General features: G+C 63.8%; 9 protein-coding genes and 1 pseudogene. 8 read left to right on the top strand and 2 right to left on the bottom strand.

What is annotated here, in order from left to right; all coding sequences use genetic code 11:
• Positions 1-58 precede the first annotated feature (58 nt).
• The 8 genes and pseudogenes from nuoG to nuoN all read left to right on the top strand — a co-directional run bounded on the left by nuoG (position 59) and on the right by nuoN (position 10075).
• Positions 59-2776 carry an NADH-quinone oxidoreductase subunit NuoG gene (nuoG, locus tag ABMD26_RS01900; RefSeq protein WP_134722701.1) on the top strand — a complete coding sequence of 906 codons (2718 nt, stop codon included), beginning with the start codon at positions 59-61 and terminating at the stop codon, positions 2774-2776.
• Positions 2773-3780 carry an NADH-quinone oxidoreductase subunit NuoH gene (nuoH, locus tag ABMD26_RS01905; protein ID WP_043190106.1) on the top strand — a complete coding sequence of 336 codons (1008 nt, stop codon included), beginning with the start codon at positions 2773-2775 and terminating at the stop codon, positions 3778-3780. The genes nuoG and nuoH overlap by 4 nt, the downstream gene beginning before the upstream one ends.
• Positions 3781-3791: 11 nt before the next feature.
• Positions 3792-4340: an NADH-quinone oxidoreductase subunit NuoI gene (gene nuoI, locus ABMD26_RS01910; RefSeq protein WP_043190109.1), complete on the top strand. Its 549-nt coding sequence runs from the start codon at positions 3792-3794 to the stop codon at positions 4338-4340.
• A 9-nt stretch (positions 4341-4349) separates the two neighbouring features.
• Positions 4350-4847 carry an NADH-quinone oxidoreductase subunit J gene (nuoJ, locus tag ABMD26_RS01915; RefSeq protein WP_049860090.1) on the top strand — a complete coding sequence of 166 codons (498 nt, stop codon included), beginning with the start codon at positions 4350-4352 and terminating at the stop codon, positions 4845-4847.
• A 4-nt stretch (positions 4848-4851) separates the two neighbouring features.
• Positions 4852-5160 (top strand): NADH-quinone oxidoreductase subunit NuoK, encoded by a 309-nt coding sequence (gene nuoK, locus ABMD26_RS01920; protein ID WP_043190115.1) that lies wholly within the window; start codon positions 4852-4854, stop codon positions 5158-5160.
• Positions 5157-7010: an NADH-quinone oxidoreductase subunit L gene (nuoL, locus tag ABMD26_RS01925; RefSeq protein ID WP_049860089.1), complete on the top strand. Its 1854-nt coding sequence runs from the start codon at positions 5157-5159 to the stop codon at positions 7008-7010. Before nuoK ends, nuoL begins: the two co-directional genes overlap by 4 nt.
• A gap of 39 nt (positions 7011-7049) precedes the next feature.
• Positions 7050-8583: pseudogene (nuoM, locus tag ABMD26_RS01930) on the top strand (NADH-quinone oxidoreductase subunit M).
• A gap of 7 nt (positions 8584-8590) precedes the next feature.
• Positions 8591-10075 carry an NADH-quinone oxidoreductase subunit NuoN gene (gene nuoN, locus ABMD26_RS01935; RefSeq protein WP_134722699.1) on the top strand — a complete coding sequence of 495 codons (1485 nt, stop codon included), beginning with the start codon at positions 8591-8593 and terminating at the stop codon, positions 10073-10075.
• Positions 10076-10233: 158 nt separating this feature from the next.
• Here the strand turns inward: nuoN and ABMD26_RS01940 are convergent, their stop codons facing one another.
• Positions 10234-12483, bottom strand: coding sequence for an ATP-dependent DNA helicase (locus ABMD26_RS01940; protein WP_354307355.1), 2250 nt, complete (start codon positions 12481-12483; stop codon positions 10234-10236).
• Positions 12480-14132 (bottom strand): VRR-NUC domain-containing protein, encoded by a 1653-nt coding sequence (locus tag ABMD26_RS01945; RefSeq protein ID WP_354307357.1) that lies wholly within the window; start codon positions 14130-14132, stop codon positions 12480-12482. Before ABMD26_RS01945 ends, ABMD26_RS01940 begins: the two co-directional genes overlap by 4 nt.
• Positions 14133-14164 lie beyond the last annotated feature (32 nt).

The raw sequence follows: 14164 nt of genomic DNA on the forward strand, positions 1-14164 counted from the left end.
ATAACAAGATTTCCATTAGCCACGCCCGCTGACAACGGGCCAACGAAGAACTTGAACCATGGCCACTATCCACGTAGACGGCAAAGCGCTCGAGGTCGATGGCGCAGACAACCTGTTACAGGCCTGTCTGTCGCTGGGCCTCGACATCCCGTATTTCTGCTGGCACCCGGCGCTGGGCAGCGTCGGCGCCTGCCGCCAGTGCGCAGTCAAGCAGTACACCGACGAGAACGACACCCGTGGTCGCATCGTCATGTCGTGCATGACCCCTGCCACCGACAACACCTGGATCTCCATCGAAGACGAAGAATCCAAGGCCTTTCGCGCCAGTGTCGTCGAATGGCTGATGACCAACCACCCGCACGACTGCCCGGTGTGCGAGGAAGGCGGTCACTGCCACCTGCAAGACATGACCGTGATGACCGGTCACAACGAACGCCGCTATCGCTTCAGCAAGCGCACCCACCAGAACCAGGAGCTGGGCCCGTTCATCGCGCACGAGATGAACCGCTGCATCGCCTGCTATCGCTGCGTGCGTTTCTACAAGGACTACGCCGGCGGCACCGACCTGGGCGTGTTCGGCGCCCACGACAACGTCTATTTCGGACGGGTCGAAGACGGCACCCTGGAAAGCGAGTTTTCCGGCAACCTCACCGAGGTCTGCCCGACCGGTGTGTTCACCGACAAGACCCACTCCGAGCGCTACAACCGCAAGTGGGACATGCAGTTCGCCCCAAGCATCTGCCACGGCTGCTCCAGTGGCTGCAACATCAGCCCGGGCGAGCGCTACGGTGAGCTGCGCCGTATCGAGAACCGCTACAACGGTTCGGTGAACCACTACTTCCTGTGCGACCGCGGCCGCTTCGGCTATGGCTACGTCAACCGCAAGGATCGCCCACGCCAGCCGCTGCTGGCCGAAGGCAACCGCAAGCTGAGCCTGGACGAGGCGCTGGACAAGGCCGCCGACCTGCTGCGTGGCCGCAACATCGTCGGCATCGGCTCGCCGCGTGCCAGCCTGGAAAGCAACTACGCCCTGCTCGAACTGGTGGGTGCCCAGCACTTCTACAGCGGTATCGAAGCCGGCGAGCTTTCGCGCATCCGCCTGGCCTTGCAGGTGCTGCGCAGCAGCCCGCTGCCGATCCCGAGCCTGCGCGAGGTGGAAGACCACGACGCGGTGTTCGTGCTCGGTGAAGACCTGACCCAGACCGCGGCGCGCATGGCACTGGCGTTGCGGCAATCGGTGAAAGGCAAGGCCGAGGCGATGGCCGAAGCCATGCGCGTACAGCCATGGCTCGACGCCGCGGTGAAGAACATCGGTCAGCACGAGCTGAACCCGCTGTTCATCGCCAGCCTGACCGACACCAAACTCGACGACGTCGCCGAAGAGTGCGTCCACGCCGCGCCGGAAGATCTGGCGCGCATCGGGTTTGCCGTTGCCCACGCGATCGACCCGAGCGCACCGGCGGTGGCCGGGCTGGACAGCGAAGCCCTGGAACTGGCGCAGCGCATTGCCGATGCCCTGGTGGCGGCCAAGCGTCCGCTGATCGTCAGCGGTACGTCGCTGGGTTGCAACGCCCTGATCGAAGCCGCAGGCAACATCGCCAAGGCCTTGAAGGGCCGCGACAAGGCCGGTTCGCTGAGCCTGATCGTTCCGGAAGCCAACAGCATGGGCCTGGCGATGCTCGGCGGCGACTCGGTCGACGACGCGCTGCAGGCCGTGATCGATGGCCATGCCGACGCGCTGGTGATCCTGGAAAACGACCTCTACACCCGTGTCGACGCTGCCAAGGTCGACGCTGCGCTGAACGCCGCCAAGGTGGTCATCGTCGCCGACCACCAGCACACCCGCACCGTCGAGCGCGCCCATCTGGTCCTGCCGGCCGCCAGCTTCGCCGAAGGCGATGGCACCCTGGTCAGCCAGGAAGGCCGCGCCCAGCGATTCTTCCAGGTGTTCGACCCGGTCTACCTGGATTCCAGCATCCTGATCCACGAAGGCTGGCGCTGGTTGCACGCGCTGCGCAGCACCTTGCTGAACAAGCCGGTGGACTGGACTCAGCTCGACCACGTGACCGCCGCGGTGGCCAACAGCGCACCGCAACTGGCGCGCATCGTCGATGCCGCGCCGTCGGCCTCGTTCCGCATCAAGGGCCTGAAGCTGGCCCGCGAACCGCTGCGCTACAGCGGCCGTACCGCCATGCGCGCCAACATCAGCGTGCACGAGCCGCGGACACCGCAAGATACGGATACGGCGTTTTCGTTCTCCATGGAAGGCTACTCGGGCTCCGTCGAACCGCGTCAGCAGGTGCCGTTCGCCTGGTCGCCGGGCTGGAACTCGCCGCAGGCCTGGAACAAGTTCCAGGACGAAGTGGGTGGTCACCTGCGTGCCGGTGACCCCGGTACGCGCCTGATCGAAAGCCAGGGCGACGGCCTCGGCTGGTTCGCCAGTGTTCCCGGCGCGTTTTCCCCGGCGCGCGGCACCTGGCAAGCCGTGCCGTTCTATCACCTGTTCGGCAGCGAGGAGAATTCCTCGCGCGCCGCGCCGGTACAGGAGCGCATTCCCCAGGCCTACGTGGCCCTGGCCAAGTCCGAAGCCGACCGCCTGGGCGTCAACGACGGTGCCCTGCTCAGCCTGACCGTGGCCGGCCAGGCCCTGCGCCTGCCGCTGCGCATCAGCGAAGAACTGGGCGCCGGATTGGTGGGCTTGCCCGCCGGCCTGGCCGGGATTCCGCCGGCATTCGCCGGCGCGTCCGTCGAAGGCCTGCAGGAGGCAGCACAATGACCTGGTTCACCCCTGAAGTGATCGACATCATCATCGGTGTGGTCAAGGCCCTGGTCATCATGCTGGCGGTGGTCATCTGCGGCGCGCTGCTCAGCTTCGTCGAGCGTCGCCTGCTGGGCTGGTGGCAGGACCGCTACGGCCCGAACCGGGTCGGTCCGTTCGGCATGTTCCAGATCGCGGCCGACATGCTGAAGATGTTCTTCAAGGAAGACTGGAACCCACCCTTCGTCGACAAGGTGATCTTCACCCTGGCGCCGGTGGTGGCCATGAGCGCCCTGCTGATCGCCTTCGCGATCATCCCGATCACCCCCACCTGGGGCGTGGCCGACCTGAACATCGGGCTGCTGTTCTTCTTCGCCATGGCCGGCCTGTCGGTGTATGCCGTCCTGTTCGCCGGTTGGGCGAGCAACAACAAGTACGCCCTGCTGGGCAGCTTGCGGGCTTCAGCGCAGACCGTGTCGTACGAAGTGTTCATGGGCCTGTCGCTGATGGGCATCGTGATCCAGGCCGGTTCCTTCAACATGCGCGACATCGTCGAGTACCAGGCGCAGAACCTGTGGTTCATCATTCCGCAGTTCTTCGGCTTCTGTACCTTCTTCGTCGCAGGCGTGGCCGTGACGCACCGTCACCCGTTCGACCAACCCGAGGCCGAGCAGGAACTGGCCGACGGCTACCACATCGAATACGCCGGCATGAAATGGGGCATGTTCTTCGTGGGTGAATACATCGGCATCATCCTCATCTCGGCCCTGCTGGTGACGCTGTTCTTCGGCGGCTGGCACGGTCCGTTCGGGATCCTGCCGCAACTGTCGTTCGTCTGGTTCGCACTGAAAACCGCGTTCTTCATCATGCTGTTCGTCCTGCTGCGCGCTTCCATCCCGCGCCCCCGGTACGACCAGGTAATGGATTTCAGCTGGAAGTTCTGCCTGCCACTGACCCTGATCAACATGCTGGTGACCGCCGCGATCGTGTTGTTGAACACGCCCGCCGGCACGGTTCAGTGAGGAATTGACCCATGTTCAAATATATCGGTGACATCGTAAAAGGGACGGGCACGCAACTGCGCAGCCTGATCATGGTCTTCGGCCATGGCTTCCGTAAGCGCGACACCCTGCAATACCCCGAGCAAGCCGTGTACCTGCCGCCGCGCTACCGCGGCCGCATCGTCCTGACCCGCGACCCCGACGGCGAAGAGCGCTGCGTGGCCTGCAACCTGTGCGCCGTGGCCTGCCCGGTAGGCTGCATCTCGCTGCAGAAGGCAGAAACCGAGGACGGTCGCTGGTATCCGGACTTCTTCCGGATCAACTTCTCGCGCTGCATTTTCTGCGGCCTGTGCGAAGAAGCCTGCCCGACCACCGCGATCCAGCTCACGCCGGACTTCGAGATGGCCGAGTTCAAGCGCCAGGACCTGGTGTACGAGAAGGAAGATCTGCTGATCTCCGGACCCGGCAAGAATCCCGACTACAACTTCTATCGCGTGGCCGGCATGGCCGTCGCCGGCAAGCCAAAAGGCGCCGCGCAGAACGAAGCCCAGCCGATCAACGTGAAGAGCTTGCTCCCTTAAGGAAGAAAGATGGAATTCGCTTTCTATTTCGCGTCGGGTATCGCGGTGGTGTCCACCCTCAGGGTGATCACCAATACCAACCCCGTGCACGCCCTGCTCTATCTGATCATCTCGTTGATCGCCGTAGCCATGACCTTCTTCGCCCTGGGCGCACCGTTCGCCGGTGTGCTCGAAGTGATCGCCTACGCCGGCGCCATCATGGTGCTGTTTGTCTTCGTGGTGATGATGCTCAACCTGGGTCCGGCCTCGGTGCAGCAGGAACGGGTGTGGCTCAAGCCCGGTATCTGGGCAGGTCCGGTGTTCCTCGGTGCGCTGCTGCTGCTCGAACTGCTGTACGTGCTGTTCGCCAATCCCAGCGCTGCCGGTATCGGTCAGACCACGGTCGACGCCAAGGCCGTCGGCATCAGCCTGTTCGGGCCTTACCTGCTGGTGGTTGAACTGGCGTCGATGCTGCTGCTCGCCGCAGCGGTGACGGCGTTCCACCTCGGCCGCACGGAAAAGGAGTAAACAGATGCCCGCTATCCCTCTAGAGCATGGCCTGGCAGTCGCCGGCATCCTGTTCACCCTCGGTCTGGTCGGCCTGATGGTCCGCCGTAACATTCTTTTCGTGTTGATGAGTCTGGAAATCATGATGAACGCCTCTGCCCTGGCGTTCATCGTGGCCGGCGCGCGCTGGGGTCAGCCCGATGGACAGATCATGTTCATCCTGGTGATCACCCTGGCCGCGGCCGAGGCCTCGATTGGCCTGGCGATCCTGATGCAGCTGTATCGCCGCTTCCACACGCTCGACATCGACGCTGCCAGTGAGATGCGCGGATGAACCTGATCTTTCTGACCTTCGTATTCCCGCTGATCGGCTTTTTGCTGCTGTCGTTCTCCCGCGGGCGCTTCTCGGAAAACCTCTCGGCGCTGATCGGCGTTGGCTCCATCGGCCTGTCGGCGATCGTCGCCGCCTACGTCATCTGGCAGTTCAACGTTGCTCCACCGGAAGGTGGCGTATACACCCAACTGCTGTGGCGCTGGATGTCGGTGGACGGGTTCGAACCCAACTTCACCCTGTACCTGGACGGCCTGTCGATCACCATGCTCGGCGTGGTGGTCGGCGTGGGTTTCCTGATCCACCTGTTCGCCTCCTGGTACATGCGCGGTGAAGAGGGCTACTCGCGCTTCTTCGCCTACACCAACCTGTTCATCGCCAGCATGCTGTTCCTGATCCTGGGCGACAACCTGCTGTTCATCTACTTCGGTTGGGAAGGCGTGGGCCTGTGCTCGTACCTGTTGATCGGTTTCTACTACGGCAACCGCAACAACGGCAACGCAGCGCTCAAGGCGTTCATCGTCACCCGCATCGGCGACGTGTTCATGGCCATCGGCCTGTTCATCCTGTTCCAGCAACTGGGCACGCTGAACATTCAGGAACTGCTGGTGCGTGCGCCCGAGCACTTCAAGGTCGGCGATTTCTGGATCGTCCTGGCCACGCTGATGCTGCTCGGTGGCGCCGTGGGTAAATCCGCGCAACTGCCCCTGCAGACCTGGCTGGCAGACGCCATGGCCGGTCCTACTCCGGTGTCGGCACTGATCCACGCCGCGACCATGGTCACCGCAGGCGTCTACCTGATCGCCCGGACCCACGGCCTGTTCGCCCTGGCCCCGGACATTCTGCATCTGGTGGGCGTGGTCGGTGGTGTCACCCTGGTGCTGGCCGGCTTCGCCGCGCTGGTGCAGACCGACATCAAGCGCATCCTGGCCTACTCGACCATGAGCCAGATCGGCTACATGTTCCTGGCCCTGGGCGTGGGCGCCTGGGACGGCGCGATCTTCCACCTGATGACTCACGCCTTCTTCAAGGCGCTGCTGTTCCTCGCCTCCGGTGCCGTGATCGTCGCCTGCCACCACGAGCAGAACATCTTCAAGATGGGCGGCCTGTGGAAGAAGCTGCCGCTGGCCTACGCCAGTTTCATCGTCGGCGGTTCGGCCCTGGCGGCCCTGCCGTTGCTGACGGCCGGCTTCTACTCCAAGGACGAGATCCTCTGGGAAGCCTTCGCCAGCGGCAACAATGGCTTGCTGTACGCCGGTCTGGTGGGTGCGTTCATGACCTCGCTGTACACCTTCCGCCTGATCTTCATCACCTTCCACGGCGAAGCCAAGACCGAGGCCCATGCCGGCCACGGGGTTGCCCACTGGCTGCCGTTGGGCGTGCTGATCGTGCTGTCGACCTTCATCGGTGCCTGGATCCATCCGCCATTGGCCGGTGTGCTCCCGCAGAGCGTCGGCCATGCCGGTGGCGAAGCCAAGCACAGCCTGGAGATCGCGTCGGGCGCCATCGCCCTGGCCGGAATCCTGCTGGCAGCCATGCTGTTCCTCGGCAAGCGCAGCTTCGCCACGTCGGTGGCCAACAGCGGTATCGGCCGGATGCTGTCGGCGTGGTGGTTCGCCGCCTGGGGCTTCGACTGGATCTACGACAAGCTGTTCGTCAAACCTTATCTGCTGATCAGCCACCTGTTGCGCAAGGACCCGGTCGACCAGGTGATTGGCTTGATCCCGCGTACGGCCAAGGGCGGCAACAACGCCATGAGCCGTACCGAGACCGGTCAGTTGCGCTGGTATGCCGCTTCGATCGCCGCGGGCGCCGTGCTGGTGCTCGGCGCTGTCGTACTGGCGGCGGTCTGATATGAATCCTGTGACTTTGCGAAAGGAAACGAGCCCGTCATGATTTTGCCCTGGCTGATCCTGATCCCCTTCATCGGCGGCCTTCTGTGCTGGGTAGCGGAGCGCAGCAGCGCTACCCTGCCCCGCTGGATGGCCTTGCTGACCATGTCCCTGGAACTTGCTCTCGGCCTCTGGCTGTGGGCCCATGGCGACTACACCCTGGCCCCTGCACCCGGTGGCGAACCGGCCTGGGCCTACGAGTTCAAGCTCAACTGGATCCAGCGCTTCGGCATCAGCGTGCACCTGGCACTGGACGGCCTGTCGCTGCTGATGATTCTGCTCACCGGCCTGCTGGGCATGCTCTCGGTCCTGTGTTCGTGGAAAGAGATCCAGCGCCACGTCGGCTTCTTCCACCTCAACCTGATGTGGATCCTGGGCGGCGTGGTCGGTGTGTTCCTGGCACTGGACCTGTTCCTGTTCTTCTTCTTCTGGGAAATGATGCTGGTGCCGATGTATTTCCTCATCGCGCTCTGGGGTCACAGCTCCTCGGACGGCAAGAAGACCCGGATCTACGCCGCGACCAATGTTCTTCATCTTCACTCAGGCCAGCGGCCTGATCATGCTGGTGGCGATCCTGGGCCTGGTGCTGTTCAACTACAGCAACACCGGCGTGATGACGTTCAACTACAGCGACCTGCTCAAAGCGAAGCTGCCGGAACATGTCGAATACCTGCTGATGCTGGGCTTCTTCATCGCCTTCGCAGTGAAGCTGCCGGTGGTGCCGTTCCACTCCTGGCTGCCCGACGCCCACGCCCAGGCGCCGACCGCCGGTTCCGTGGACCTGGCCGGTATCCTGCTGAAAACCGCGGCCTACGGCATCCTGCGCTTCGCCTTGCCGCTGTTCCCCAATGCCTCGGCGGAATTCGCCCCCATCGCCATGACGCTGGGCCTGATCGGTATTTTCTACGGCGCCTTCCTGGCGTTCGCGCAGACCGACATCAAGCGCCTGATCGCCTTCTCCAGCGTCTCGCACATGGGCTTCGTGCTGATCGGTATCTACTCCGGTACCCAGCAGGCCTTGCAGGGCGCCGTGGTGCAGATGCTGGCCCACGGTCTGTCGGCGGCCGCGCTGTTCATCCTCAGCGGTCAACTGTACGAACGCCTGCACACCCGTGACATGCGTGAGATGGGCGGTCTGTGGTCGCGCATCGCCTACCTGCCGGCGATCAGCCTGTTCTTCGCGGCTGCTTCGCTGGGCCTGCCGGGTACCGGCAACTTCGTCGGCGAGTTCCTGATCCTTTTGGGCAGCTTCACCGTGGCACCGTGGATCACCGCCGTGGCCACCTCCGGCCTGGTGTTCGGCTCGGTGTACTCGCTGATCATGATCCACCGTGCCTACTTCGGCCCTTCCAAGTCGGACGCGGTACTGGCCGGCATGGACAACCGCGAACTGATCATGGTGCTGGGCCTTGCGGGCCTGCTGATTCTGCTTGGCGTCTACCCGCAGCCCTTCCTTGACACTTCCGCCGCCACCATGACCGGTGTGCAGCAGTGGTTCGGCACCGCCTTCACTCAACTCGCTTCGGCCCGGTAAGAGCGCTATGGACCTGACGATTCAACACTTTATTGCGCTTGCGCCGCTGCTGATCACCACGGTCACCGTCGTTGCGGTGATGCTGGCGATCGCCTGGCGGCGCAACCATTCGCAAACCTTCCTGCTTTCGTGCGCGGGGCTGAACCTGGCGCTGCTGTCGATCTTGCCGGTGCTCAAGCTCACGCCCATCACCGTCACGCCGCTGCTGCAGGTGGACAATTTCGCCGCGCTGTACATGGCGTTGATCCTGGTGGCGACGCTGGCCTGCGTGACCCTGGCCCACGCCTACCTGGGCGATGGGTCCTCGGGCTACCCGGGCAACCGCGAAGAGCTTTACCTGCTGATCCTGATGGCAGCCCTGGGTGGCTTGGTACTGGTCTGCGCGCAGCACCTTGCCGGTTTGTTCATCGGCCTGGAGCTGCTGTCGGTGCCAACCTACGGGTTGATCGCCTACGCCTTCTTCAACAAGCGCTCGCTGGAAGGCGGCATCAAGTACATGGTGCTGTCGGCCGCAGGTTCGGCGTTCCTGCTGTTCGGCATGGCGCTGCTGTACGCCGATGCCGGTAGCTTGAGCTTCTCGGGCATCGGCCTGGCGCTGGCCGCCACCGGCGTGCCGAGTGCGCTGGCGCAGTTGGGCCTGGCCATGATGCTGGTCGGCCTGGCGTTCAAACTGTCGCTGGTGCCCTTCCACCTGTGGACGCCGGACGTGTACGAGGGCGCCCCTGCGCCTGTGGCCGCTTTTCTGGCAACAGCCAGCAAGGTCGCGGTGTTCGCCGTGGTGGTGCGTCTGTTCCAACTCTCGCCAGCCGCCAGCAGTGGCGTGCTCAGCGATGTGCTGGCGATGATTGCGGTGGCTTCGATCCTGATCGGCAACCTGCTGGCGGTGACCCAGAGCAACCTCAAGCGCCTGCTGGGTTACTCGTCCATCGCCCACTTCGGTTACCTGTTGATCGCGCTGGTTGCCAGCAAGGGCCTGGCCCTGGAAGCCATCGGCGTCTATCTGGTGACCTACGTGATCACCAGCCTGGGTGCGTTCGGCGTGATCACCCTGATGTCGTCGCCCTACAACGGCCGTGACGCCGACGCGCTGTACGAATACCGTGGCCTGTTCTGGCGCCGTCCGTACCTCACCGCCGTGTTGACCGTGATGATGCTGTCGCTGGCCGGCATTCCGCTGACGGCCGGTTTCATCGGCAAGTTCTACATCATCGCCACGGGCGTCGAATCGCAGCTGTGGTGGCTGACCGGCGCGCTGGTGATCGGTAGCGCCATCGGTGTCTTCTACTACCTTCGGGTGATGGTGACTCTGTACCTGATGGAGAAAAACCTGCGCCGCACCGATGCCCCGCTGAAGTGGGAACAGCGCACCGGTGGCGTGATGCTGCTGGCGATCGCGGTACTGGCATTCCTCCTCGGCGTGTACCCGCAACCGCTGCTGGAGCTGGTGCAACATGCCGGCTTCCAGTTGGGTTCGGTGGTGGTGAAAGGCTGAAAACTGGCTGCATGAAAAAACCCGCTTCGGCGGGTTTTTTTCTGGGTGTCAGTGGGGGCCTCTTGGCGGGCAGAGAGCTCGCCGCCCCGCCCCGCTCCCACAGGTTTTCATTTTGTGGGAGCGGGGCTCTGCCCGCGAAGAGGCCCTCAAGCCGAACACTAAACCGCCCACCACCGCGGAAACAGACTCTTGACCCGCGCCTCGGCGAAGCGGTCATCGATCAGCACCACCACCCCCCGATCCTCCTGACCACGAATCACCCTGCCCGCCGCCTGCACCACCTTGCACAGCCCAGGATAAAGATAGGTGTAGTCATACCCCGCACCGAACAGCGCGTTCATGCGCCCTTTGATCTGCTCGTTCACCGGATTGAACTGGGCCAACCCCAAGGTCGCGATAAAGGCCCCGATCAAGCGATCGCCCGGCAAATCGATGCCCTCTCCGAATGCCCCACCCAGCACTGCAAAGCCCACGCCCTGGCTGGTGGCGGTGAAACGGGCGAGAAACGCCCGCCGCGCGCTTTCGTCCATCTTGCGTGCCTGAGCCCATTGCTCGATGTCGGGATAACGCTCGGCCAGCAAGGCCTCGACCTGTTGCAGATAGTCGAAGCTGCTGAAAAACGCCAGGTAGTTACCCGGTCGCGCCTGATACTGCCTGGCGATCAACTCCACGATAGGACCCAGCGACGCCTGGCGATGGTTGAAGCGCGTGGAAATGTCGTCGACGATGCGCACCTCCAGCTGATCGGCACTGAACGGTGACTGCACATCGATCCAGGCGTGGTCCTTGGGCAGCCCGAGCAGGTCGGCGTAATAGCGTCGCGGGCTGAGCGTGGCCGAAAACAGGACGGTGCTGCGGGCCGCAGCGATCCGCGGTCCGAGCAAGGGCGCCGGAACGATGTTGCGCAGGCACAACTGCGACTGCACGCGCTTGCCGGGCGCATCGCGGCGGCTGACGTCGAACACATAGTGCTCGTCGAACAGCTCGGCGACACGGGTGAACTGCAGCGCCTGAAAATAGAAGTCCAGCAACTGCGGATCGATGCCCTGGGGCTGGGCGTTCATCTCGTCGCCAATCAGGCTGATGCAGCGCAGCAGCGTGAGGATCAAGTTGTCCGGCAAGCGCGCGTGCGCCTGATACGGCGCGACTTGATCAGCGTGCAGCGCATTCCATTCGCGATTCAGGCGCTGCAACGGACTCTTGAGTTTGGCGGGCGGCGACACGCGTACAGCTTGCAGCGTGCGCTGGTCGAGGGTGGCGCTGTACATGCCGCGCGCCCGGTCGACCAGATTGTGGGATTCGTCGACCAGCACCGCCAGGCGCCATTGACGCTCCTGCGCCAGGCCGAACAACAAGGCATTGAGATCGAAGTAATAGTTGTAGTCGCCAATGATGATGTCGGCCCAGCGCGCCAGCTCCTGGCTCAGGTAATACGGACAGATCTGATGCGCCAGGGCCGTCTGACGCACCTGGGCCTGATCGAGAATCTGCAAGCGTACCGCGTCTTCGCGTGCCGCGGGCAGACGGTCATAGAAGCCCTTGGCCAACGGACAGGATTCGCCGTGACAGGCTTTGTCCGGATGCTCGCAGGCCTTGTCCCGCGCGACCATTTCCAGCGTGCGCAGCGGCAGGCCCGGCTGGCGATGCAGCTGCGCTACGGCCTCCAGGGCCAGGGCGCGGCCGGGGCTCTTGGCGCTGAGGAAGAAGATCTTGTCCAGTTGCTGCGGGACCATCGCCTTGAGCAACGGAAACAGGGTCGCCAGGGTCTTGCCGATACCGGTGGTGGCCTGAGCCATGAGGCAGCGCCCGGTGCTGACCGCCTTGTAGACGGTCTCCGCCAACTCGCGCTGGCCGACGCGAAAGTCGGCATGGGGGAAGGTCAACGCGCGCAAGGCCGCGTCCCGCTCGGCGCTGCGGGCCAGTTCCTGACGCGCCCAGTTCAGGAAGCGCGAGCACAGGCGTTCGAAATGCGCCTCCAGATCCTGCGCCTGGCACTGCTGGCTGAACACTGTCTGCTTGTCGTAATCGACATCGAAATACACCAGGGCCACATCCATGCGCGTCAGCTGCAATTGCTGGCACATCAGCCAGGCATAGACCTTGGCCTGGGCCCAATGCAGTTGGCGATGGTTGTCGGGCTGCAGATCGAGGTCGCCGCGATGGGTCTTGATCTCTTCCAGGCGGTTGAGCACCGGGTCATAGCCGTCGGCACGGCCGCGTACCAGCAGTTCGTGGTACTGACCGCTGAGGGTGACTTCGCTCTGGTAGCCGGCATCGCGGCCCTGGGTGACCCGGCGGTGGCCAAGCATGCCTTCCTGGGCCGACGGCGATGGCGTGAAGCGCAGGTCCAGGTCGCCGACCTTGGCCGTGAACTCGCATAAGGCCCGGACGGCCACGGTATAGCTCACGCGGGCTGTCCTGCCCACTCCACGTAGCAGACCTGCACCGGCAATCCATGGCGAGCGCAGAACTCCAGCCAGCGCAGCTGGTTGTCCTGCAAGCGATCGCCTGGCCCTTTGACCTCGATCATCAGGTAGCGACCCTCGGCCGGCCAGAACTGGATAAGGTCGGGCATGCCGGTGCGGTTGGCCTTGACGTCTTCCAGCACGCGGTCGAAACAATGCTTGAGGTGCTGCGCCGGAATGCAGCCCAGCGCCAGCTCCAGCAAGGTTTCGTCGAGCATGCCCCAATGGACGAAGGGTGACTGCAGGCCCCGTTTCTCCTGCCAGGTCTGACGGATGGTGTGCTTGTAGCGGCCGTCGTCCAGCTCACCCAGGCACGCGTCGAACAGCGCACGGCGGCGCTGACGGAAGTCGGGCTGGTGAAGGTCGGCCGGGCCGTTCTGGAACGGGTGGAAAAACGCGCCGGGCAACGGCGCGAAAATCGCCTTCCAGCACAGCAGGCCGAACAGGGCATTGAACAGGGTGTTCTCGACGTAATGCACCGGAGCGTCTTCGCTGTGCAGCGAGGCCGCCACACGGCGCTCGACGCTCAGGCGCTGCTCGCACAGCACCAGCGTCAGGTCCAGGCGCGCGACCTTGGCGGCCTGACGCTTGGGTTCGGCAGGCAACCCCAGGTGTCGACGCAGGCGCGGCAACATCCGTGGCAATTGCTGCGCCTCGGCGGGATTCAGCGGCGCCAGGGTGGCCTGCTCGGCCAGCGCCAACGCTTCGGCGAAGTCGCCGCACAGTTCGAGCACGCGAATGATCCGCGCCCGGGCCTGGGCAAACTCGCAGCTGCGGTATACCACCAGGGCTTGCTTCAGGTTCTGCTGGCGCTCGCAGGCATACCCCAGCCGGAACAACAGCTTCTGGCGACGACTCTGCAACCACGATTTGTCGGTGGTCACCGCCAGCAACTGCCGGTGAATCTCTTCACACGGCAAACCGGCTTCGATGGCTTCGCTGCAGGCATGCAGGGCCAACCCCGCCGCCACATCGTCACGATGGGTCAGGCCCCGAGACTCGGGCGCCAGTTGCACCGACTCGTAACGATAGACGCCCAGGTCGGCCAGCACGAACTCGGTCCAGCCCTGATGCAGGTTGCCGAAGAACAGCAACCGCAGGCGATCGCAGAGCGCCTGCACGGTCAGGCAGTACAAGGTATCAGCCAACCTCGGACACCAGGCCGCGAAAGGCTGCCCCGGCCATTCCTGTTCGGCGAGGACCAGCAGCAGTTGCGGCTTGGGCAACGATGGCTTGGCAAGATGGGCCGAAAAACAGGCGACGATTTCCGGCTTGAGCAACACCTCGCCCACCTGTTCCAGGGTCAACGGTGCCTGATCCATCAGATAACCACTGGCCAGCAACGGTTGGGCGGCCTGCTTCGGGCAGCCAATCTCGGCGTAGTCGAGGCGACTGGCGCGAAACATCTCGCCCTTGCGCATGATCATGCGCACCAACAGCGCCTGTGACGGCTGCGGCAGCGTCTCGAAACACTGGATGAAACCCAGCTCTTCAGCGTCCAGCACGTCCAGGTAGCGTTGTTCAAGCCACGCCAGCACGCGACGGAAATTGGCCAGGTAGTAGAAAGGGTCTTCAAGCGGTGCAAATGCCACGTTGTCGCCAAACCAGTGTCGTAAAAGTCACT

This window comes from Pseudomonas sp. PvP001, from assembly GCF_040546375.1.
Lineage (GTDB): Bacteria > Pseudomonadota > Gammaproteobacteria > Pseudomonadales > Pseudomonadaceae > Aquipseudomonas > Aquipseudomonas coleopterorum.

Excerpts from the sequence above, each read along its gene's own strand:
- nuoH (WP_043190106.1), top strand. The coding sequence starts at position 2,773 with ATGACCTGGTTCACCCCTGAAGTGATCGACATCATCATCGGTGTGGTC.
- nuoN (WP_134722699.1), top strand. The coding sequence starts at position 8,591 with ATGGACCTGACGATTCAACACTTTATTGCGCTTGCGCCGCTGCTGATC.
- nuoG (WP_134722701.1), top strand. The coding sequence starts at position 59 with ATGGCCACTATCCACGTAGACGGCAAAGCGCTCGAGGTCGATGGCGCA.
- nuoJ (WP_049860090.1), top strand. The coding sequence starts at position 4,350 with ATGGAATTCGCTTTCTATTTCGCGTCGGGTATCGCGGTGGTGTCCACC.
- nuoL (WP_049860089.1), top strand. The coding sequence starts at position 5,157 with ATGAACCTGATCTTTCTGACCTTCGTATTCCCGCTGATCGGCTTTTTG.
- nuoK (WP_043190115.1), top strand. The coding sequence starts at position 4,852 with ATGCCCGCTATCCCTCTAGAGCATGGCCTGGCAGTCGCCGGCATCCTG.
- nuoI (WP_043190109.1), top strand. The coding sequence starts at position 3,792 with ATGTTCAAATATATCGGTGACATCGTAAAAGGGACGGGCACGCAACTG.